At 71.4% G+C, this 21,510-nt stretch carries 18 protein-coding genes and 1 tRNA gene; 16 read left to right on the top strand and 3 right to left on the bottom strand.

What is annotated here, in order from left to right; genetic code table 11:
• Nucleotides 1-252 precede the first annotated feature (252 nt).
• From ACIP82_RS26240 to ACIP82_RS26205, 8 genes are all read left to right on the top strand, one after another.
• Complete coding sequence (locus ACIP82_RS26240; protein WP_400656726.1) at nucleotides 253-1,116, top strand: helix-turn-helix domain-containing protein; 864 nt, start codon at nucleotides 253-255, stop codon at nucleotides 1,114-1,116.
• Nucleotides 1,109-1,312 carry a DUF397 domain-containing protein gene (locus ACIP82_RS26235; RefSeq protein WP_400656724.1) on the top strand — a complete coding sequence of 68 codons (204 nt, stop codon included), beginning with the start codon at nucleotides 1,109-1,111 and terminating at the stop codon, nucleotides 1,310-1,312. Before ACIP82_RS26240 ends, ACIP82_RS26235 begins: the two co-directional genes overlap by 8 nt.
• 41 nt (nucleotides 1,313-1,353) lie before the next feature.
• The gene (locus ACIP82_RS26230; RefSeq protein WP_400656722.1) at nucleotides 1,354-1,557 is read left to right on the top strand and encodes a DUF397 domain-containing protein; all 204 of its coding nucleotides are present in this window, start codon (nucleotides 1,354-1,356) and stop codon (nucleotides 1,555-1,557) included.
• A gap of 720 nt (nucleotides 1,558-2,277) precedes the next feature.
• Nucleotides 2,278-3,513 (top strand): branched-chain amino acid ABC transporter substrate-binding protein, encoded by a 1,236-nt coding sequence (locus ACIP82_RS26225; RefSeq protein ID WP_363607378.1) that lies wholly within the window; start codon nucleotides 2,278-2,280, stop codon nucleotides 3,511-3,513.
• A gap of 131 nt (nucleotides 3,514-3,644) precedes the next feature.
• On the top strand, nucleotides 3,645-4,574 hold the full coding sequence (locus tag ACIP82_RS26220; RefSeq protein WP_363607377.1) for a branched-chain amino acid ABC transporter permease: 930 nt from the start codon (nucleotides 3,645-3,647) through the stop codon (nucleotides 4,572-4,574).
• Nucleotides 4,571-6,514 carry a branched-chain amino acid ABC transporter permease gene (locus tag ACIP82_RS26215; RefSeq protein WP_400656719.1) on the top strand — a complete coding sequence of 648 codons (1,944 nt, stop codon included), beginning with the start codon at nucleotides 4,571-4,573 and terminating at the stop codon, nucleotides 6,512-6,514. The genes ACIP82_RS26220 and ACIP82_RS26215 overlap by 4 nt, the downstream gene beginning before the upstream one ends.
• 8 nt (nucleotides 6,515-6,522) lie before the next feature.
• Nucleotides 6,523-7,365, top strand: coding sequence for an ABC transporter ATP-binding protein (locus ACIP82_RS26210; protein WP_400656738.1), 843 nt, complete (start codon nucleotides 6,523-6,525; stop codon nucleotides 7,363-7,365).
• Nucleotides 7,362-8,078, top strand: coding sequence for an ABC transporter ATP-binding protein (locus tag ACIP82_RS26205; RefSeq protein ID WP_400656717.1), 717 nt, complete (start codon nucleotides 7,362-7,364; stop codon nucleotides 8,076-8,078). Before ACIP82_RS26210 ends, ACIP82_RS26205 begins: the two co-directional genes overlap by 4 nt.
• 55 nt (nucleotides 8,079-8,133) lie before the next feature.
• On the opposite strand, the gene ACIP82_RS26200 is transcribed toward ACIP82_RS26205, so the two are convergent.
• The gene (locus tag ACIP82_RS26200) at nucleotides 8,134-8,793 is read right to left on the bottom strand and encodes an ANTAR domain-containing response regulator (RefSeq protein WP_400656714.1); all 660 of its coding nucleotides are present in this window, start codon (nucleotides 8,791-8,793) and stop codon (nucleotides 8,134-8,136) included.
• Between the two features lie 100 nt (nucleotides 8,794-8,893).
• Here ACIP82_RS26200 and ACIP82_RS26195 point away from each other — a divergent pair.
• Together ACIP82_RS26195 and ACIP82_RS26190 are read left to right on the top strand one after the other, a co-directional pair.
• Nucleotides 8,894-8,966 (top strand) — tRNA-Leu (locus ACIP82_RS26195).
• 63 nt (nucleotides 8,967-9,029) lie between these two features.
• On the top strand, nucleotides 9,030-9,272 hold the full coding sequence (locus ACIP82_RS26190; RefSeq protein WP_400656711.1) for a hypothetical protein: 243 nt from the start codon (nucleotides 9,030-9,032) through the stop codon (nucleotides 9,270-9,272).
• Between the two features lie 54 nt (nucleotides 9,273-9,326).
• Here ACIP82_RS26190 and pyk read toward each other — a convergent pair whose 3' ends face one another.
• Entirely contained in the window at nucleotides 9,327-10,757 is a 1,431-nt protein-coding gene (gene pyk, locus ACIP82_RS26185; RefSeq protein WP_363607373.1) for a pyruvate kinase, read from the bottom strand.
• A gap of 279 nt (nucleotides 10,758-11,036) precedes the next feature.
• On the opposite strand from pyk, the gene ACIP82_RS26180 reads away from it, so the two are divergent.
• From ACIP82_RS26180 to ACIP82_RS26165, 4 genes are all read left to right on the top strand, one after another.
• Entirely contained in the window at nucleotides 11,037-12,125 is a 1,089-nt protein-coding gene (locus ACIP82_RS26180; RefSeq protein WP_363607372.1) for a hypothetical protein, read from the top strand.
• Nucleotides 12,126-12,139: 14 nt separating this feature from the next.
• Nucleotides 12,140-13,795 (top strand): VWA domain-containing protein, encoded by a 1,656-nt coding sequence (locus ACIP82_RS26175; protein ID WP_400656707.1) that lies wholly within the window; start codon nucleotides 12,140-12,142, stop codon nucleotides 13,793-13,795.
• On the top strand, nucleotides 13,782-14,336 hold the full coding sequence (locus ACIP82_RS26170) for a hypothetical protein (RefSeq protein WP_400656705.1): 555 nt from the start codon (nucleotides 13,782-13,784) through the stop codon (nucleotides 14,334-14,336). The genes ACIP82_RS26175 and ACIP82_RS26170 overlap by 14 nt, the downstream gene beginning before the upstream one ends.
• Before the next feature lie 217 nt (nucleotides 14,337-14,553).
• Nucleotides 14,554-14,982, top strand: coding sequence for a phage tail protein (locus ACIP82_RS26165; RefSeq protein ID WP_363607369.1), 429 nt, complete (start codon nucleotides 14,554-14,556; stop codon nucleotides 14,980-14,982).
• A 51-nt stretch (nucleotides 14,983-15,033) separates the two neighbouring features.
• Here the strand turns inward: ACIP82_RS26165 and ACIP82_RS26160 are convergent, their stop codons facing one another.
• Nucleotides 15,034-18,015 (bottom strand): AAA family ATPase, encoded by a 2,982-nt coding sequence (locus tag ACIP82_RS26160; RefSeq protein ID WP_400656702.1) that lies wholly within the window; start codon nucleotides 18,013-18,015, stop codon nucleotides 15,034-15,036.
• Between the two features lie 574 nt (nucleotides 18,016-18,589).
• Between ACIP82_RS26160 and ACIP82_RS26155 the strand changes: the two genes are divergently transcribed.
• The gene (locus ACIP82_RS26155) at nucleotides 18,590-19,303 is read left to right on the top strand and encodes a LuxR C-terminal-related transcriptional regulator (protein WP_400656736.1); all 714 of its coding nucleotides are present in this window, start codon (nucleotides 18,590-18,592) and stop codon (nucleotides 19,301-19,303) included.
• A 292-nt stretch (nucleotides 19,304-19,595) separates the two neighbouring features.
• Entirely contained in the window at nucleotides 19,596-21,434 is a 1,839-nt protein-coding gene (locus ACIP82_RS26150; RefSeq protein ID WP_400656700.1) for a bifunctional metallophosphatase/5'-nucleotidase, read from the top strand.
• Nucleotides 21,435-21,510 lie beyond the last annotated feature (76 nt).

Genomic DNA, 21,510 nt, shown 5'->3' with positions numbered 1-21,510 from the left:
GTGACGCCACGCATGGCTGCTCTGCGGTGCGGGGGCAGCAGGCGCCTACTGCCCGGGAAACAGGCGTTACTGACGATCCGTCGGACCGACCGTGAGATAGACCATAACGCACGAGCGCTTAAATTTAAGCCCGATGCGAGAAGGTTCCCTCTCAGGGGGGATGCTGGCCATACGAGGCGACACTCCGGCACCAAATAGACCCATTCGCGAGCAGCGCGGCACACTGGCCTCAGCACCCGCAGAGAGGACACCATGGCCCTTCGCCCCAACCCAACCCTTCGTCAGCGCCGCCTCGGCGCCGAACTGCGGAGGATGCGAGAGCAGGCCGGCTTCGGAGGCAGCCACCTCGCCCGCACGCTCGGTGTGACCCCTGCCCAGGTGACTCAGATGGAGAACGGGAAGACCGGCGTCAGCGTGGAGCGTCTGCGCGCGATCACCGCGGCCTGCAGGTGCGCCAATGGACCCCTGGTCGACGCACTCGCCGACATGATCGGGGAACGAGGAAAGGGCTGGTGGGAGGAGTACCGCCACAGCTTGACCACCGACCTGCTTGACGTGGCGGAGATTGAGGGCCACGCCCAAAGAATCTTCACCTACACGATCACCTTCGTTCCTGGGCTGCTCCAAACCCCTGCATACGCAACCTCCGTGTTCACCCGCGCGATCCCGCCCCTGCCGCGCTCCGATGTCGACCTCAGGATGGCCTTCCGCATTCAGAGGCAGCACATCATCCGATCGGGCGCGACGCCCTACACGGCATTCGTCCACGAGGCCGCACTCCGCATGCAGTTCAGCGGACCACGGGTTCTCGCTGCGCAGCTCGGCGCTCTCATCCAGGACTCCGAGAGCCCCGGCATCTCAGTTCGAGTTGTGCCGTTCGATATCGAGTCGCTGCCTGGCCCCAGCGAGAACTTCACCTACATCGAGGGCCCTGTCCCCGAGCTGGACACGGTGCAGATTGACACCAGCTTCGATTGCCAGCTCTTCGACGCTCCCGCCCAACTGTCAAGTTACCGCGAGATCCTCGCCCGAATGGCATCCGTAGCCCTCTCGGAAGAAGACTCACGAGACTTCATCCAATCCATCAAGAAAGAGATAGTGAGCAAACATGGGTAGCCCCGCATGGCAGAAGTCCAGCTACAGCGGCGCAAACAACGCCTGTGTCGAGGTGCGTACCGTCAACGGGCTGGTCGAACTCCGCGAGTCGGACAGCGGTGACATCATCGTCCGCACCACCCCCGTCAAGTTCGCCACGTTCCTCCAGGGCGCCAAGGCCGGCGAGTTCGACCACCACGCCAGCCCCACCACCTGACCCAGACCGACCAGCAACACACCTCACGACCCGGGGCTGAAATGTCCAACACCGACTGGCAGAAGTCCAGCTACTGCGCCTCGAACGACGAGTGCGTCGAGGTCCGCACCGTCGACGGGCTGGTCGAGCTGCGTGAGTCCGACGAGGGTGACGTCATCGTCCGCACCACCCCCGTCAAGTTCGCCACGTTCCTCCAGGGCGCCAAGGCCGGCGAGTTCGACCACCACGCCAACTCCACCGCCTGATAGCCCATGGCGGCCCTCGCTCACCCGAGCGAGGGCCGCCATGCATCAGGCAGCAGGCGTCGGCCCGCAGCGCCGTCCGGAATGTCGAGCGGCGGCCGGTCACGGCACCTCGGGGAGCAGCGGAGGCCGCAGGCGCAGCAGAAGATGCCGTTCGCCGCGAGCGCGGGGCTTCCGGTTCCGACTGATCGTCACATCCCTTGTCCGCCCCCTTGTTTGACCTCCATCTGCCCTGGGCAGGCGTTGGAACAGACAAGGGGGCGGTGACATGTTCACACACTTGCAAAGATGTAACAGTACGTAACAAGTAGGAAATCCAAGCATTCGGCGGCTCCAGGGCCTCTCGGCCACCTCGGAGCCCCTCTCCAGCCCCTCCACTGTCCGATATCCGGACACCTGCGTTCGGCGCCAGTGCGGCGGACAGGCATGTCCGATTATCGAACAGGCCAGTAGTCACAAGCATTTCTGGGCCTTACAGTCGGCTACTGTCGAGTAGATCCCCGGCAGTTCCGGGTCGATCGAGCCAGAACGACCACATAATGAGACAGCTGCTCTGTGTGCTCATAACAAGAGAATCACAGCCTCGCCACATCACTGCCCGAGTAGCCCAGAGGCATCTAGAGTCACGGCCAGTCACCGCGCCACCGGATTGGGCCAGGCCCATCGCGCACCCCGGCTCCCGCCACTCAGGCGCGGCGCCTTCCTGAACCGAAGGGGACCCTCGTGCGTCATCGTTCAGCAGTTGTCGTGAGCATTGCCGTGATCGGCGCTCTCAGCCTCAGCGCCTGCGGCTCCCGCGACGATAAGAAGTCCGGTGACGGCAACAACACCGGCGGGGCCACCACCACCGTCACCATCGGCATCGACGCCCCGCTCACCGGCGACCTCTCCGCCCTCGGCCTCGGCATCAGGAACTCCGCCGAACTCGCCGTCAAGCAGGCCAACGAGAAGAACGAAGTCCCCGGCGTCACGTTCCAGATCAAGGCCCTCGACGACACCGGCAAGCCCGGCCCCGGCCAGCAGAACGCCACCCAGCTGGTCGCCGACAAGAGCGTCGTCGGCGTCGTCGGACCGCTCAACTCCAGCGTCGCCCAGTCGATGCAGCAGATCTTCAACGACGCCAACCTGGTCGAGGTCTCCCCCGCCAACACCGGCGTCGCCCTCAGCCAGGGCGAGAACTGGGCCACCGGCACGAAGGTCCGCCCCTTCAAGTCCTACTTCCGCACCGCCACCACCGACGCCGTCCAGGGCCCCTTCGCCGCCCAGTTCCTGGTCAACGACGCCAAGAAGACCAAGGTCTTCCTCATCGACGACCAGAAGACCTACGGCGCCGGCCTCGCCGCCACCTTCAAGGGCGAATTCACCAAGCTCAAGGGCACCATCGTCGGCGAGGAGCACGTCAACCCCGACGACCGCGACTTCTCCGCCATCGCCACCAAGGTCAAGAGCTCCGGCGCCGAAGCCGTCTACTACGGCGGCGAATACCCCGCCGCCGGCCCCCTCTCCCTCCAGCTCAAGGAAGCCGGCGTCAACATCCCCCTGATGGGCGGCGACGGCATCCAGAGCGGCGACTTCATCAAGCTCAACCCCAAGAGCCAGGGCGACTACGCCACCGCCGTTGGCCTCCCCGTCGACCAGCTCCCCACCGCCGCCAAGTTCATCGCCGACTACAAGGCCGCCGGCTACAAGGACGCCTACGAGACCTACGGCGGCTACGCCTACGACAGCAGCTGGGCCATCATCCAGGGCGTCAAGAACGTCGTGACCGCCAACGGCGGCAAGCTCCCCGCCAACCCCCGCGCCAAGGTCGTCGAAGCCGTCCAGAAGGTCACCTTCGATGGCGTCACCGGCAAGGTCTCCTTCGACGAGTTCGGCGACACCACCAACAAGCAGCTCACCGTCTACACCGTCAAGGACGGCAAGTGGGCCGTGGAGAAGTCCGGCACCTTCAACGGCTGAGCCTGACCAACCGTCAAGCCGCCCACCACACACAGGAACAACCCGCGCGGGGGCACCACCAGTGCCCCCGCGCGCACCCACATCCCACCACCCACGCGGACCCACGCGACACGCACAACGGAGGCCCAGCGGTGCACGATCTACCGCAACAGCTGGCCAACGGCCTGATCCTCGGCGCCCTCTACGGGCTCGTCGCGATCGGCTACACGATGGTCTACGGCATCGTCCAGCTCATCAACTTCGCCCACGGCGAGATCGTCATGGTCGGCGGCTTCGGCGCCCTGACCGCCTACCTCGCCCTCCCCGGCGGCACCACACTCTGGCTGGCCCTACCGCTGATGCTGCTCACCGGCATCCTGGTCTCCACGCTCACCGCCGTCGCCGCCGAGCGCTTCGCCTACCGGCCGCTGCGCACCGCACCCCGACTCGCCCCGCTGATCACCGCGATCGGCCTGTCGATCGTCCTCCAGCAACTCGTCTTCTCCTTCTACCCCGACGCCAAGAAGGCCCGGGTCTTCCCCAAGATCCCCGGCGACCCCTTCGAACTCGGCTCCGTCACCATCCAGCGCAGCGACATCTTCCTGATCATCGCCGCCCCGCTCTGCATGCTCGCCCTCGGCTGGTTCGTCACCCGCACCCGCTCCGGCCGCGCCATGCAGGCCACCAGCCAGGACCCCGACACCGCCAAGCTCATGGGCATCGACACCGACCGGATCATCGTCATGGCCTTCGCCATCGGCGCCGCCTTCGCCGCCGTCGCCGCCGTCGCCTACGGACTGCGCAGCGGCCAGGTCGACTTCCGAATGGGCTTCATCCTCGGCCTCAAGGCCTTCACCGCCGCCGTCCTCGGCGGCATCGGCAACATCTACGGCGCCATGCTCGGCGGCCTCGCCCTCGGCCTCGCCGAAAGCCTCGCCACCGGCTACATCCAGCACCTCCCCGGCATGCACCTCTTCGGAGGCGGCGCCTGGAAGGACGTCTGGGCCTTCGTACTCCTCATCGTCGTCCTGCTCGTCCGACCCCAGGGCCTGCTCGGCGAGCGCGTCGCGGACAGGGCGTGACCACCATGACCACCACCCCGGGCACCGAGACCACCCCGGTCATCCCGCTCCCCGCCCGCGCCGCCGCCCTCCTCACCGGCCTCGGCGCCACCGCCACCGCCGCCTCCGCCCTGATGTCCTGGACCTGGACCTCCGACTTCCCCGGCGACCTCACCTACTACGGCTCCCCCGCCGGCCTCCAATGGCTCGCCCTCACCGGCGGCCTGCTCACCCTCACCCTGCTGCTCGCCACCCACGGCACCCCCGGCCTGCGCTGGGCCGCCCCCGCCCGCAGCCACAACGCCGTCCTCCTCGCCGCCGTCGGCGCCTTCGCCGTCAGCTGGTTCTCCGTCATCGCCATCGCGGCCCACCTCGGCGGCCTCGCCAACCTCGACCCCGGCGGCTGGGTCGCCGCCCTCGGCTCCCTGCTCGCCCTCGCCGGCAGCCTCGCCCTCCCCCTCGACCGGCGCGACCGGGTACCGCTGCGCCTCCTCGACCGCAGGCTCTTCCTGCTCGTCCCCGCCGCCCCGATCGCCTGGTTCGGCGCCCACGCCGTCCCCGGCGACAAGCCGGTCGCCCCCGTCCTCACCGCCCTCGCCGGCGCCCTGCTGATCGCCGCCGGTCTCGTCGTCCTCATCCAGCTCGGCCACCTCGCCCACACCTGGCTGCGCCCGGGCACCGTCCGGCGCCCGCTCCCCGCCGCCCGTGAACTCCCCTCCTGGGCCGAGGTGCTGCTCATCGTCGCCGCCTTCGCGGTCGGCCTGTTCGCGATCACCTTCGGCATCGACACCGAGTACGGCGAACTGTTCACCGGCTACCTGCTGCTGGCCGCCGGCGTGGTCGCCGCGCTCGGCAAGGCCGGCCTGCTGGCCCGGCTGCGCGCGCTCACCGTCAAGCACCGCCCGGTCACCACCGGCGCCGCCTTCGCCGCCGCCGCCGGCTTCCCGTTCACCCAGACCAGCGACCAGTACACCTCCGTCGCCGCCAACATCCTGATCTTCGCCACCGTCGCCCTCGGCCTGAACATCGTCGTCGGCCTGGCCGGCCTGCTCGACCTCGGGTACGTCGCCTTCCTCGGCGTCGGCGCCTACGCCGCCGCCCTGGTCTCCGGCTCCCCCGCCTCGCCGATCCACGTCCAGCTCCCGTTCTGGGCCGCCATGCTGACCGGCGCCGCCGTCTCCATGGTCTTCGGCGTCCTCATCGGCGCCCCCACCCTGCGGCTGCGCGGCGACTACCTCGCCATCGTCACCCTCGGCTTCGGCGAAATCTTCCGCATCACCATGCTCAACCTCAACGGCACCACCGGACCCAAGGTCACCAACGGCTCCAACGGCATCCCGCGCATCCCCGACCTGGAGATCTTCGGCTTCGACCTGGGCAAGCCGCACACCGTCGCCGGCGTCGAACTCGGCCGGTTCTCCAACTACTACCTGCTGATGCTGCTGGTCACCGCCTTCGTCGTGCTCGTCTTCGCCCGGGTCGGCAACTCCCGGATCGGCCGCGCCTGGGTCGCCATCCGCGAGGACGAGACCGCCGCCGAGGCCATGGGCATCAACGGCTTCCGGCTCAAGCTGCTCGCCTTCGCCCTCGGCGCCTGCCTGGCCGGCCTCGCCGGCACCGTCCAGGCCCACGTCAGCTACACCGTCACCCCCGACCAGTACACCTTCGCCGAAGCCCTGCCGCCGAACTCCGCCTTCCTGCTCGCCGCCGTCATCCTCGGCGGCATGGGCACCATCAGCGGCCCGCTGGCCGGCGCCACCCTGCTCTTCCTCATCCCCAAGAAGCTCGAATTCCTCTCCAACTACCAGCTGCTCGCCTTCGGCATCGCGCTCATCGTGCTGATGCGGGTCCGCCCCGAGGGCCTCATCCCCAACCGGCGGCGGCAGCTGGAGTTCCACGAGGCCGACATCCCGGCGCAGGCGTCCGGCGACGCGGTCGCACTCACCAAGGCAGGGGCGTGACCAGCCAGATGACCACCACCGACGCCCCCGCCGCGGCCGGTACTCCGGCCGCCCCCGCCAAGCCGCTGCTGGAGGTCTCCGGCGTCACCATGCGCTTCGGCGGCCTCACCGCCGTCAACAACGTCTCCCTCACCGTCGGCGAAGGCGAGATCATCGGCCTCATCGGCCCCAACGGCGCCGGCAAGACCACCTTCTTCAACTGCCTCACCGGCCTCTACGTCCCCACCGAGGGCCGGGTCGCGTACCGGGGCACCGTGCTCCCGCCCAAACCCCACCTGGTCACCCAGGCGGGCATCGCCCGCACCTTCCAGAACATCCGGCTCTTCGCCAACATGACCGTCCTGGAGAACGTCCTGGTCGGCCGGCACACCAGGACCCGCGAGGGCCTCTTCTCCGCCATCCTGCGCGGCCCCGGCTACCACCGCGCCGAGGCCGAGAGCCGGGCCCGGGCCATGGAGCTGCTGGAGTTCACCGGGCTGGCCGACAAGGCCGAGCACCTCGCCCGCAACCTCCCCTACGGCGAGCAGCGGAAGCTGGAGATCGCCCGGGCCCTCGCCTCCGACCCCGGGCTGCTGCTGCTCGACGAGCCGACCGCCGGCATGAACCCGCAGGAGACCCGGGCCGCCGAGGAACTCGTCTTCGCCATCCGCGACCAGGGCATCTCCGTCCTCGTCATCGAGCACGACATGCGGTTCATCTTCAACCTCTGCGACCGCACCGCCGTACTCGTCCAGGGGCAGAAGATCGTCGAGGGCGACCGCGAGACCGTCCAGAGCGACGAACGCGTCATCACCGCCTACCTCGGCGCCCCGCTCGAAGGCACCACCGCCGCTACGGAGACCGACCAGTGACCGCACTCCTCGAGGTCCAGGACCTCCGCGTCGCCTACGGCAAGATCGAAGCCGTCAAGGGCATCAGCTTCACCGTCAACCAGGGCGAGGTCACCACCCTGATCGGCACCAACGGCGCCGGCAAGACCACCACCCTGCGCACCCTGTCCGGGCTGCTCAAGCCCACCGGCGGGACGATCACCTTCGACGGGCAGGACCTCACCGCCGTCCCCGCCCACAAGATCGTCGCCCTCGGCCTCGCCCACTCCCCCGAAGGCCGGCACATCTTCCCCCGCATGACCATCGAGGAGAACCTCCTCCTCGGCGCCTTCCTGCGCAGCGACACCGCCGGCATCACGGCCGACGTCGGACGCGCCTACGGCCTCTTCCCCATCCTCGGCGAACGGCGCGGGCAGGCCGCGGGCACGCTCTCCGGCGGCGAACAGCAGATGCTCGCCATGGGGCGGGCGCTGATGTCCCGGCCCAAGCTGCTGATGCTGGACGAGCCGTCGATGGGCCTCTCGCCGCTGATGATGCAGAAGATCATGGCGACGATCGTGGAGCTGAAGGCCTCCGGCACCACCATCCTGCTGGTCGAACAGAACGCCCAGGCGGCGCTCTCGCTCTCCGACCACGGCTATGTGATGGAGACCGGCCGGATCGTCCTCAAGGGCACGGGGGCGGACCTGCTGCACGACGAGTCCGTGCGGAAGGCCTACCTCGGCGAGGACTGAGCACCACGACGCGCCAGGGCCCGGCAGGCGTACCTGCCGGGCCCTGGACCTTGTCTCAGCCCTCGGACCCGGCCTCCTCGGCCTTCTTCTTGTCCTGGGCCTCGCCCTCCTCGATCACGGCCTCGGCGACCGCCGCCATCGTCATCCGGCGGTCCATCGAGGTCTTCTGGATCCACCGGAACGCGGCCGGCTCGTTCAGGCCGAACTTCGTCTGCAGCACGCTCTTCGCCCGGTCCACCAGCTTCCGGGTCTCCAGCCGCTGGGTGAGATCCGCGATCTCCTCCTCCAGCGTCCGCATCTCGGTGTACCGGGAGACGGCCATCTCGATCGCGGGCACCAGGTCGCTCTTGCTGAACGGCTTCACGATGTACGCCATCGCGCCCGCGTCCCGCGCCCGGTCCACCAGCTCCCGCTGCGAGAACGCCGTCAGCATGAGGACCGGCGCCAGGTGCGCCTCGTGGATCCGCTCGGCCGCCGAGAGGCCGTCCAGCACGGGCATCTTCACATCCAGGATCGCCAGATCCGGGCGGAGCTCCTCGACCAGCCGGAACGCCGTCTCGCCGTCACCGGCCTCGCCGACGACGGTGTACCCCTCCTCTTCGAGCATCTCCTTCAGGTCGAGGCGGATCAGCGCCTCGTCCTCGGCGATCACAATTCGGGTGATCTGGGGCATTTCGGTCTCAAGCGGCTCGGGCTGCTCGTCGGCGGTGCTCACGGGGCTCCTCGTTCCGGCGGGGTACTGCATGCACGAGGGTACCTAGACACGGTATGTTTGAACTCAAGCAGGGTCGGGGGCAACCTTCGAATCTGTGGGCGCCCCGGTAGCCCAGCGGAAGAGGCAATGGTCTCAAACACCATCCAGCGTGGGTTCGAATCCCACTCGGGGTACTTTTCCTTTAATTCAAAGGCGACCCAGGGCGGCCTGACGGTTGGCGATCTTCATCATTTCGAATGAAGATTCGCACGTCTCTTTTATCGTCGAGCGCGGCAACTCAAGGCCGCCGCCACGTCCACGCCCTCCGCATCGCCTGCGGCGACGCGCGGCCCGGGCTCATCGAGAAATGCTCACGGGCGATCACCGCCGTCGGCGTGCGGTGGAAGGCCGTCGCCCGTCCCTGTGGCGCCGTCAACGTCTCCGTCGCCCGCAAGCCCTGCGTCGCCCTCATGGACGCCCGCATCGGGCCCAAGTACTGACGGGGGCGCGGCCCCGCCCCCGGGGGAGGGAGGCCGCGCCGGCGTCAGGGGCGGTCAGGTGTCCAGCGTCCCCACGTGGTGGACGCGGACGAGGTTGGTGGAGCCGGTGAGGCCGGGCGGGGAGCCGGCCGTGATGACGACGATGTCGCCCTTCTGGCAGCGGCCCAGGGAGAGGAGGGCCGCGTCGACCTGCTCGACCATCTCGTCGGTGGTGGGGGCGAACGGGCCGAGGAAGGTCTCCACGCCCCAGGTGAGGGCGAGTTGGCTGCGGACGGCGGGTTCGTAGGTGAAGGCGAGGACGGGGATGGGCGAGCGGTAGCGGGTGAGACGGCGGGCGGTGTCGCCGGACTGGGTGAAGGCGACGAGGTACTTGGCGCCCAGGAAGTCGCCGATCTCGGCCGCCGCGCGGGCCACCGCGCCGCCCTGGGTGCGGGGCTTGCTGCCCGCGGTGAGCGGGGGGAGGCCGACGGCGAGGACGTCCTGTTCGGCGGCCTCGATGATCCGGCCCATGGTCTTGACCGTCTCGACCGGGAACTTGCCGACCGAGGTCTCACCCGAGAGCATCACCGCGTCGGTGCCGTCGAGGACGGCGTTGGCGACGTCGGAGGCCTCGGCCCGGGTGGGGCGGGAGGTGTTGATCATCGAGTCGAGCATCTGGGTGGCGACGATGACCGGCTTGGCGTTGCGCCGGGCCAGCTTGACGGCGCGTTTCTGAACCATCGGGACCTGTTCGAGGGGCATCTCCACGCCCAGGTCGCCGCGGGCCACCATGATGCCGTCGAAGGCGTCCACGATGGATTCCAGGTTCTCGACCGCCTGCGGCTTCTCCACCTTGGCGATGACCGGGACGAAGCGCCCCTCCTCCGCCATCACCCGGTGGACGTCCTCGATGTCGCGGCCGCTGCGGACGAAGGAGAGCGCGATCAGGTCGGCACCGGCCCGCAGGCCCCAGCGCAGGTCGGCGACGTCCTTGTCGCTGAGCGCGGGTACGGAGACGGCGACGCCGGGGAGGTTGAGGCCCTTGTGGTCGGAGACCAGGCCGCCCTCGATGACGATGCAGTGGACGCGCGGCCCGTCGACGTGGGTGACCTCCAGGGTGACCCGGCCGTCGTCGACGAGGATCCGCTCACCGCGCGACACGTCCGCGGCGAGGCCCGGATAGGTGGTGCCGCAGATGTCCTTGTCCCCCACGACGCCGTTGTCGGTGGAGATGGTGAACTCGTCGCCGCGTTCGAGAAGTACGGGCCCGTCCGCGAAGGTGTCGAGCCGGATCTTCGGGCCTTGAAGGTCGACGAGCACGCCGACACTGCGGCCCGTCTCGTCGGCGGCCTTGCGGACCCGGTGGTACCGCTCCTCGTGCTCAGCGTGGGAGCCGTGGCTCAGATTGAATCGGGCGATGTCCATCCCGGCGTCGACCAGGGACTTGATCTGGTCGTACGAGTCGGTGGCGGGCCCGAGAGTACAGACGATTTTTGCTCGGCGCATACTGCTGAGGGTAGGCATTACCCGCGCGTAACAACGACGTTCGTCCGGTCAGCGGGATGACCTTTGCCGGAAGGTGAGTTGAACAATCTGACACATCCTCGGACCGGTGTGCGACCCGGGGTGGCGTCACGGCCGGCGAACCCTCCGTCGATGCGATTCCGTGAAGGGGTGTTCACCTCCGGTTCATCGTGACTTCGGCCGCCGCTCGCGGCCCGGCGGGACGCTCGTCACCCGGGTGGACACCCGGGCGACGGATCGGACGAGGGGGAAACGTTCGGTATGAAGCGTGCATTCGGGGTGCTCGCGGCACTGCTGCTGCTCGGCGGGGTGGCGTATGCGCTGCTGAAGCCGTCCGACTCCGACCCGGCCGACGGGGCCGTCACGGTCACCGGCGTGATCGGGTCGGAGAAGCGCGCCTTCTTCCAGGATCCCGACGTGATCGCCGAGTTGGCCAAGCAGGGCCTCAAGGTGAACACCGAGACCACCGGTTCATGGCTGATGGGAGAGGTCAAGCTCAACACGATGGACTTCGCCTTCCCGGCCAGCATCTCGGCGGCCGAGGCACTCCGGAACCAGCTGACGATCAAGGACGCGCCGGTGCGCCCGTTCTACTCACCCCTGGTGATCCTGGCCCACGGGCCGGTGGCGGAGGTCCTGGCGCAGAACGGGCTGGCCAGCATGGACCCGGCCACCAGGGTGTGGACGTTCAAGATGGACGCCTATCTCGACGCGGTCAAGGCGGGGCGCAAGTGGCAGGAGCTGAAGGGGGCGGACGCGCATCCGGAGCTCTCCGGGTCCGTCTACCTGACCACCACCGACCCCGCCTCGTCCTCCTCGGGGGCGCTGTACCTCGCGGTCCTCTCCTACCTTCAGAACAACCACCAGGTGGTGTCGGACCCGGCCGGGGTGGCCGCCACCAAGGACGTGCTGCGCACGGTGACCACCATGCAGGGCGACCAGAAGAGCAGCAGTGACGAGCCGTTCAAGGACTTCGTCTCCGGCTTCGGCAACCCACTGGTGCTCGCCTACGAGTCCCAGGCGGCCGAGCTGGCCGTGAAGGGGACGCCGACGGGCGACATGGTGGTGCTGTACCCGGACACCACCGTCTCCTCCGACCACACCATCGTCGGGCGCACCGAGGGCGGGCGGAAGCTGGCCAACCTGCTGCGCGACAACGCCCGGCTGCGTGAGCTGGAGGCCCGGTACGGCTTCCGTCCGCAGGCCGACCCGGCCGCGTTCGCCACGGCGGTGAAGGGCAGGACGAACCCGACCTTCGCCCCCGATCTCGCGGCGGCGAAGCTGAAGCAGGCCCCGGTGCCGTCGTCCGAGGTGCTGACCATGCTGACCGACGCGGCCAAGGGGAAGTGAGGGTGAAGAGCCTGATGAAGCACAGGGGTTGGAAGGGTTCCGGGCAACTGCTCGCGGCGGGGCTGACGCTGCTGCTGGTGACGGCGTGCACGTCCGGCGGGGACGGCCCGCCGAGCCCCCGGCCGAGCGACCCGCCCGCGCCGACCGCGAAGGCGGGGGTGCTGCGGATCCTGGCCGGCAGTGAACTCCAGGACATGGCACCGGTGCTGGAGGAGGCGCGGAAGGCCACCGGGGTGACCGTCCAGTTCTCCTGGACCGGTTCGCTGGACGGTGCGGACACCGTCTCCTCCGGCCGGGCGGACGGCAAGTACGACGCGGTCTGGTTCCCGTCCAACCACTATCTGCGGCTCGACGACGGCGGGAGGTCCAAGCTGCTCTCCGAGACCCCGGTGATGGCCTCGCCGGTGGCGGTGGGCGTGCGCGCCTCGGTGCTGGGCGAGTTGGGCTGGGGCGACGGTTCGAAGGTCACCTGGGCGCAGCTCGGGGACGCGGCCTCGGCGGGCAAGTTGTCGTACGGAATGGCCGATCCGTCCCGTTCGAACTCGGGTTTCTCGGCGCTGGTGGCGGTGGCGTCGGCGTTCTCGGGCGCCGACTCCGCGCTCACCGAGGCGGATGTGCGGAAGGCGACGCCTTCGCTGAAGCAGTTCTTCACCGGGCAGAAGCTCACCTCCGGGTCCTCGGGCTGGCTGGCGCAGGCGTACGGCCGGGCGGAGCCGGGCCGGGTCGGGGCGCTGGTCAACTACGAGTCGGTGCTGCTGTCGTTGAACAAGTCGCTCGCCCCGGAGCAGCAGTTGACGGTGGTGCGGCCGCTGGACGGGGTGGTGTCGGCGGACTATCCGCTGTCGTTGCTGGGTTCGGCCGCGCAGGGTGAGCGGGATTCGTTCAAGCGGCTCACCTCGTATCTGCTGAAGGAGGACGTGCAGCGCCGGATCTCGGAGCTGACGCTGCGCCGTCCGGTGACGCCGGGTGCGGCGGCGGCGCCGTCGCTGCCCTCGGACCGGCGGCGTGAACTGCCGTTCCCGGGCAGCAAGGTGGTCGCGGACGGGCTGTTGGCCTCGTACCAGAACGAGCTGCGCCGCCCGTCCCGGACGGTGTACGTGCTGGACACCTCGGGTTCGATGGCGGGTGACCGGCTGGCCGCGCTGAAGGCGGCGCTGGGGCGGCTGACGGGGGCGGACGACACCCGGTCGGTGCGGCGGTTCCGGGACCGGGAGGAGGTCACGCTGATCTCGTTCGCGTCCAAGGTGAAGTACGCGAAGACGCACGCGGTGCCGGCGACGGGTACCCAGCCGGGCCCGCAGGCCGAGCTGGCGGCGATCAACGCGGATGTGCAGGCGCTGTCGGCGGACGGCGGGACGGCGGTCTACAGCTCGCTGGAGGAGGCGTACCGGGTGATCGAGCGGCAGCAGGCGGCGGCCGCGGACGACCGGTTCACGTCGATCGTGCTGATGACGGACGGGGAGAGCAACGAGGGCGCCACGGACGGCGACTTCAGGAAGTTCCATCAGGAGCTGTCCTCGGCGCAGAAGGCGGTGCCGGTGTTCCCGATCCTGTTCGGGGACGCGGCGAAGAGCCAGTTGCAGGGGATCGCGGATCAGACCGGCGGCAAGCTGTTCGACGGCACGGGTTCGCTGGACGGGGCGTTCGAGGAGATCCGTGGCTACCAGTAGCGGTGGCGGTTCGGGCGGCCGGCGGGTGCTGGGGTATCTGGAGTCCACCCGCAATCTGGTCGGCTGCGCGGCCGGTGCGGGCGGGCTGGGGCTGCACTTCGCCGGGCTGGGCGGTTCGTGGTGGCCGGGGGTGGTGGTCGCGCTGTACGGCGCGGGCGCGCTGCTGACACCGGGGGGCCGCCGTGCCGAGGGCCTGGACGCGGGCCGGGGCGGGGTCGAGGAGTCGGCCGGTCCCGGTCCCCTGGAGCGGGTCGTCCCGCCGCCCTCCGTGCCCGCGCTGGCGGCGGAGGTGGACGCGCTGGCCGAGGCGCTGCGCGGGGTGCCGCTGCCGGACTCGGCGAAGCTCCCCGAGCTGCTGGAGCAGTTGCGGGCCGCGGCGCCGGGGCCGGAGGCGGAGCGGATCGTCCGGTACCGGCTGCCGGTGGCGGTGGACGGCTACCTCCGGGCCCGGACCTGGCAGCGCTGGACGCCGGGCGCTCCCGATCCGGGGGCGGAGCTGGACCGCGAGATCGAGCGGATGACGTCCGGGCTGGCCGGCTGAGCCGTCGGCCGGGCCGGTGCCTGGCTGTGCCGGCCCGTCGTGGGCCGTCCGGGTTGCCCGATCGGGCAACGGGGACGGCCCACGACGGCGTCCGGAGGTCCCTGGCGGCGGGCGGGGGGCAGCGGGGAGGCTGTTGCCCGGCAGCGGCTCGGCCCGGAGCGCGCGGGCCGCGGCCGCTGACGAAGACGCACGCCCCTGTCTCCGAGAGAGCCCGCCCGTGACCCTCCCCCACTCCGGTACCGCCGTCCATTTCCAGCTGCAGATCGGCGGCATCGATCTGGGCGACTTCTCCACCTGTAGCGGCCTCGGCGCCCAGGTGGAGGTCGAGCAGCGTCAGGAGGACGGCAACGACTCCTTCGTCTGGCAGCAGCCGGCCCGGATCACGTACCCGAATGTGACGCTGTCGCGCGGGCTGACGCCGGACACGGCCAAGGTGGCGAGGTTCCTGGCCACCCTGTCGACCAGGGTGACCAGGGGAATGGCGCAGATCACCGCGCTGACGCCGGCCCTGGCCACCGGGCCGGTACTGGCGACGTGGGCGCTGCGCGAGGCGGTGCTGGTCCGCTGGACGGGCCCGTCCTTCGAGCCGGGGCGCTCCGGGGTCGCGACCGAGAGCATCGAGCTGGCCCACCACGGCTTCCTCTGAGCCCGTCGGCCCCGGCTGCCGACCACCGGGCCCGCCGCCCGCCCGGCCCGCTCACCCCTCCAGGGCCCCGGCCAGTTCGGCCCGCCGCCGCACCCCCAGCTTGCGGAAGCTGTTCGTCAGATGCGTCTCCACCGTGCGCACCGCCACATGCAGGATCCCGGCGATCTCCGCGTTGGAGTGCCCGGCCGCGGCCAGTCGGCAGATCCGCAGCTCGCTGTCGGTGAGCGCCTCCGTGCCGGCCTGCCCGCCCCGGGCGATCCGGGCGCCGGAGGCCCGCAGGAACTCCAGCGCGACCCCTCGCAGCCGCTGGGCGCCGAGCCGTTCGGCCCGGCCGGCGGCCTCCCGGAGGGTCCGGCGGGCGGCGCCGCGCCGGCCGCTCTCGCCGAGCAGCCGCCCGTGGGTGATCAGCGCGGGGATCAGCTCGGTCTCCACCTCGGCGCCGCGCAGGAGTCCGACCGACTCGGCGGCGAGGTCCAGCCCGTGCCGGCCGCCGGTGGCGGCGGCGAGGGCGCGCAGGGCCCGGCCGACGGTGCGCGGGGTGCCCCAGACCCGGGCGAGCCGCAGCTCCTCCTCGGCGAGGGCGACGGCCGGGCCGGGCTCGCCGAGCAGCGTGTGGCAGTCGGCGGCGGCGGAGCGCCAGGGGGTGACGATCGGGCTCCAGACCTGCCGCTCGTCCTGTCGGCGCCCGCACTCCAGGAGGTCGGCGAGCGCGTCGGCCGGGGCCCCGGAGGCGAGGTGGAGCAGGCCGCGGGCGTACAGGAACTCGTTCCACTCCCAGGAGCCGCACACCCGGTCCTCGCCGGCGGCGCGGGCGAGCCCGTGGGCCTGCCAGAGCCGCCCGGTCTCGGTGAGGGCGATGACGGCCTGCGCGACCAGGTGGGCGTTCTCCTTGCCGAACAGCCCGGCGCAGCGGACGGGGGCCGGCCCGGTGTCCGCCGGGTCGCCGTGCCACCAGGACGGCTCGCCGTCCGCGAGACCACCCGCGCGGCCACCCGCGCGACCGCCCGGGTGACCGCCCCCGCCGCCCTGCCCCGCCGGTGGGACGGGGGCGGTGAGCGCGAACTCGTCCAGCAGGGCCTGGTATTCGCCGCGCATCACCAGCAGTTCGGCGTGGACGCTCAGCAGGCACTGGTAGCCGGGCTCCAGGGAGGACGACGGGTAGGCGGCCATGCCGCGCTCCACCAGCCGTTCCGCCTCGGGGAGCAGGTCCGCCCACTGGGCCAGGGTGGCGGCGGAGACCAGGACGTACGAGCGGCCGAGCGGGTCGAGCCGGCAGTCGGCCAGCTCCCGGACGCGCTCGGCCACCTCGGCGGCGGAGAGCACGCCGCTGGTCGAGTCGAACTCGGTGAGCAGCGCGTACGCGGGCGGGGCGAGGCGGTGCGGGGAGCGGACGGCGATCCGGCGCAGGCCCTCGACCACCTGGAGCCAGCTCTGGCCGTCGTGCGCGGCGATCAGCGCGGCGGCGCCCTGGACGGCGTGGACCAGGTCCTCGTGGCCCGCGAAGCGCTCGGCCAGCTCCTCCATCACCTCCAGCGCGGCGGGGGTGTCGCCGCGGGCGGCCAGCGCGGCCCCGAGCGTGTTGGCGGTGTGGAAGACCCCCTCGTCGGACTGCTGGAGGTGGACGGCCTCGGCGAGGTGCCGCACGCCCGCGGTGCGCTCGGCCCGGCCCAGGGTGACTTCCAGCCGACCGAGTTCGGTGAGGACGAGGCCGCGCCGGCGCTCGCCCAGCGGCTCGGCGAGGACGCGGCGCAGCAGGGCGACGGCCTCTGCGGGGCGGTCGGCCCGCGCGGCCGAGCGGGCGGCGCGGCGCAGGGCGTCGACGGCCCAGCGGGGGGCCGGGGCCAGGGTGAACAGCAGGTGCCCGGCGACGAGTTCGTCGGGTTCGCCGTTGCGGTGGAGGAAGTCGGCGGCGGCGAGGTGGACCGTGGCGCGGTGGTCGGGGCCGCTGCCGGCGAGGACGGCGTGGGCGAGGAGCGGGTGCGCGAACCGGGGCCAGTGGCCGGGCCCGGGGGTGTCCAGCAGTCCCTGGGCGGTGAGTTCGGCCAGCCAGCCGGTGATCTGCTCGGGGTCGGTGCCGGCGAGTTCGGCGAGCATCGACGCGGGGTCGCAGTGGCCGGTCACCGGTTGCCGCGGGGCCTGGGCGGCGGGGTGTTCCTGGAGCCGGGCGAGGGCCCGGGCGGCGGTGACGGCCCGGTCGCCGCCGCCGCGCAGCCACTCTTCGACGGCCTCGGGGAAGGCTCCGCCGGGCAGTCCGGCGCAGCTGGCGGGCAGCGCCGGGAGGCCGGGTCCGCCGGGGTGCTCGCCGAGGTCGTCGAGCAGGGCGCCGAGCAGCAGGGGGTTGCCGCCGGTGGCGCGGACGCAGTCGGCGGCGAGTCCGGGGGGTGCGGCGGGCCCGAGCCGGTGGCCGGCCAGCCGGACGGCGGCGGGTGTGCCGAGCGGTTCGAGCCGGCAGGTCTCGGCCAGTTCGGGGGACAGGCCGTGGCCGAACCGCGCGGGCACCGCGCCGAGGCCGCGCTGTCGGCGTTCGGTGACCAGCAGCAGGACGGGCAGGCGGTCGATCCGCCGGCTGACCTGGAGCAGCCAGCGCCGGGAGGGCTCGTCGGCGAACTGGATGTCGTCGATCGCCAGCAGCAGCGGGCTGTGCGCGGTGTGCAGGCGCAGCAGCGACCAGAGGGCGGCCTCGGTGTCCGGCCCCCGGGAGGCCGCCGCCGGGGCGGTCTGCGCCCGGTAGGGGTGGGGGCCGGTCTCGAACAGCTGGCGGGCGGCGGCGTGGGCGGTGGCCGACTCGTCGGCCGAGCAGCGGGCCCACAGGACGGTGCTGCCGCGGGCGGCCTCCTGGCGGGCGGCCTCGCCGAGCAGGGCGCTGCGGCCGGTGCCGGCGGCGCCGGTGAGCCGCAGGACGCTGCCGGTGCCGGCCCTGGCGCGTTCGGCGAGGTCGGCGATCAGCTGCAACTGTGCTTGGCGTTCGACAAGTTGACGGGTCGCGGGCGCGGACCGACCGGGCTGCCGCCCGCGCGTGCTGACGGTACTCATCTGCTGTTCCTTCCCCCGGGCCCGCGCCTGGGGTGACCGATCGGGCACTTATCGCTAAGACGCCGGGAAGCGGCTTGACGGTTCGTCAATGTGTCGGTTACGGGTGTGATTCTCGTCGCATCCCGGCCGCTCGCGAGCGTCGCCCGGTCGGCGGCGGCGGATCCGTTGGCTCTCCCTCCCCCGCCGGGGCCCGGAGCGCGGCCGTCCGTTCCGGCACCGGGGCGGGTCGGCCCGGTCCGTCCGGCGCGACGCCGCCGCCGCGGCGCCCGTCCCGCGGTCGGCGGCGGCCCGATCTCGTGGGGCACCACGATGGCCGGGGGGCGCCTGGGGCGGGGAGCATGGGGTCCTGACCGGGCGACCATCGAGCCCGGCCACATACCGCCGCACGGCCCACCACCTGTCGGATACATGCCACGCCCCCCAGTGCGGAGGCCCGACCACCCCGGTGGCGGGCCCGACTCTCCAGGAGGGGGCCAGATTGACTGTCCTGCACACCGGACACGACCCGCGCGGTACCACCCGGCGCACCGCCGCCGGGCCGGCCGCGTCCGGCAAACCACTCGCACCGGCTCCACTGCGCGAGACGGCACGCGTCGTCCCGCCGCAGCGCCCCGCACCCGCCCAGCACGCCACCGCGCACACCGCACCCCCGCGCGCCGGCGCCGGCGCCCGGACCAGTGTCGCGGTCCACGCCGCCGATCCGATCTCGCGGGCCGGCGCCGAGGCCCAGCTGCGCCAGTGTCCCGGCCTGGAACTGGCCGAACAGGAGACGGCCGGCACTCCCGGCGCGGTCACCGTGGTGATCGCGGAGGCCGTCGACGCCACCACCACCGCCAGTCTGCGCCGCCTGGTCCGCGGCGACCAGCGGGTCGTCCTGGTGGTCGAGCGGATGCGCGAGGGGGAGCTGCTGGACGCCGTGGAGTGCGGGGTCGCGGCGATCCTCTGGCGCCGCGAGGCGACCGCCGCCCGGCTGGGCCAGGCGGTGCTCGCCGCGGCGCGCGGCGACGGCGACCTGCCGGCCGACCTGCTCGGCCGGCTGATCGCCCAGATGGGGCGGCTGCAGCGCAGCGTCCAGAAGCTGCCCGGCTACACCCCGCCGGGCCTGTCCGAACGCGAGTCCGACGTCCTGCGCCTGGTCGCCGAGGGGTGGGACACCGCGGAGATCGCGGCGAAGCTGTCGTACTCCGAACGCACGGTCAAGAACGTGCTGCACGGTCTGACCACCCGCCTCCACCTGCGCAACCGGGCGCACGCCGTGGCCCACGCCCTGCGCGAGGGCTACATCTAGGCCGCCGGACCGCCGACGCCCGGTACGGCCCCGTCCGCCCCCACTCCCCCATCGCCCCGCCGCGCCCTCCCCACGGGCCGGCGGGTGCCGCCGTCCCGGCCCCGGGACACCCCGCGCCCGCCCGTCTCGGCGTCACGAACGAGTCGCCAAGATCTCACTTGCCGGAAACGTCGGGGGGCTATCAATCCGGCAGGTCGCGCGGCACACTTCTACGCGCGTCCTTCTACGCGCGTCGCTGCGTCACACCCACCAGTTGACGGTCCATTCGCAGTCCCACCCGGGAGAGTCGTCCATGCCCCTGAACCGCCGTGACTTCGTCACCCGGTCCGCCGCCACCGCCGCCGGCGCCGCCCTGGCCGGCAGCGCCGGCCTCGCCGCCGCCTCCCCCGCCGCGGCCGCCGCGGCCGCCGGGCCGGACGACGCCCGCGCCAAGGGCAAGAGCCCCAAGAAGCAGGCCTTCACCGTCATGGGCACCACCGACCTGCACGGCCGGGTGCTCAACTGGGACTACTTCACCGACGCGGTCTACGCCGACAAGGCGCACAACGAGGTCGGCCTCGCCAAGATCTCCACGCTGGCCAAGCAGGTCCGCGAGGAGAAGGGCTGGGACCGCACCCTGCTGATCGACGCCGGCGACACCATCCAGGGCACCCAGCTGACGTACTACTACGCCCGGGTCGACCCGATCGCCACCGACGCCGACACCGCGCCCGAGCACCCGATGGCGCTCGCCATGAACACCATGGAGTACACCGCCGCCGCGCTCGGCAACCACGAGTTCAACTACGGCATCGACACCCTGCGCGCCTACGAGGAGCAGCTGGACTTCCCGCTGCTGGGCGCCAACGCGCTGCACGCCAAGAACGACAGGCCGGCCTTCCCGCCGTACGTGATCCGCAAGATCAAGCTGAGCGGCGGCCCGGCCGTCAAGGTCGGCATCCTGGGCCTGACCAACCCGGGCATCGCGATCTGGGACAAGGCGAACGTCTCCGGCAAGATGACCTTCCCTGGCATCGTGGAGACCGCCCGGATCTGGGTCCCCAAGCTGAAGGCGGCCGGCGCGGACGTCGTCGTGGTGGCCTGCCACTCGGGCATGGACGAGGCGACCTCGTACGGCGACCAGCTGCCCTGGGCCGAGAACGCCTCGGTCGCCCTGGCCGAGCAGGTCGCGGGCATCGACGCGGTGCTGGTCGGCCACGCGCACAAGGAGATCGCGCAGCGGCTGGTCGTCAACAAGGAGACCGGCAGGACCGTCGTGCTCTCCGAGCCGCTCTGCTGGGGCCAGCGGCTGACCTGCTTCGACTTCGAGATGGAGCTCGACAACGGCGCCTGGAAGGTCGCCTCGCTCTCCTCCCGGGTGCTGAACTCCAACACCGTCCCGGAGGACCCGGAGATCGTCGACCTGATGACCGACCAGCACAAGAAGGTGGTCGAGTACGTCAACCAGGTCATCGGCACCGCGAAGACCGAGCTGTCGATCGCCGAGGCCCCGTTCAAGGACGTCCCGATCATCGACCTGATCGGCCGGGTCCAGGCCGACGTGGTGAAGGCCGCGCTGGCCGGCGGCCAGTACGCCAAGCTGCCGGTACTGGCCCAGGCCGCGCCGTTCAACCGCACCGCGGTCATCCCGGCCGGCCAGGTCAAGCTGCGCGACGCGGCCGGCCTCTACATCTACGAGAACACCCTGGAGGCCCGTGTCCTGACGGGCGCCCAGCTCAAGGACTACCTGGAGTTCTCAGCCCGGTACTACAACCAGCTCGCCCCGGGCGCGCCGGTCGACAAGGCCACCCTCACCAACGCGCAGAACACCCCGGACTACAACTACGACTCGGTGTACGGCCTGAGCTACGACATCGACATCGCCCAGCCGATCGGCTCGCGGATCGTCAACCTCTCCTTCGAGGGCAAGCCGATCGACCCGACCGCCCAGTTCGTGCTCGCGGTCAACAACTACCGGGCCAACGGCGGCGGCAACTTCCCGCACGTCGCGGCCGCGCAGAAGGTCTGGGCGAACTCGGACGAGATCCGCAACGCGATGATCGCCTGGGTCAAGGCCAAGGGTGTCATCGACCCGGCCGACTTCGCCACCGAGTCCTGGCGCCTGGTCCGCGCCGGCCGGCCGGTGTTCTGAGTCCAGCCGTTCCGACGGGCAGCCCCGGGCCGCACGGCCCGGGGCTGCCCGGTTTCCACGCCACCCCGGCCCTCAC

It is taken from the genome of Kitasatospora sp. NPDC088548 (assembly GCF_044753005.1).
Classification (GTDB): domain Bacteria; phylum Actinomycetota; class Actinomycetes; order Streptomycetales; family Streptomycetaceae; genus Kitasatospora.
The sequence above is the reverse complement of the archived record's forward strand: the minus strand, read 5'-3'. Positions and strand labels throughout refer to the sequence as shown.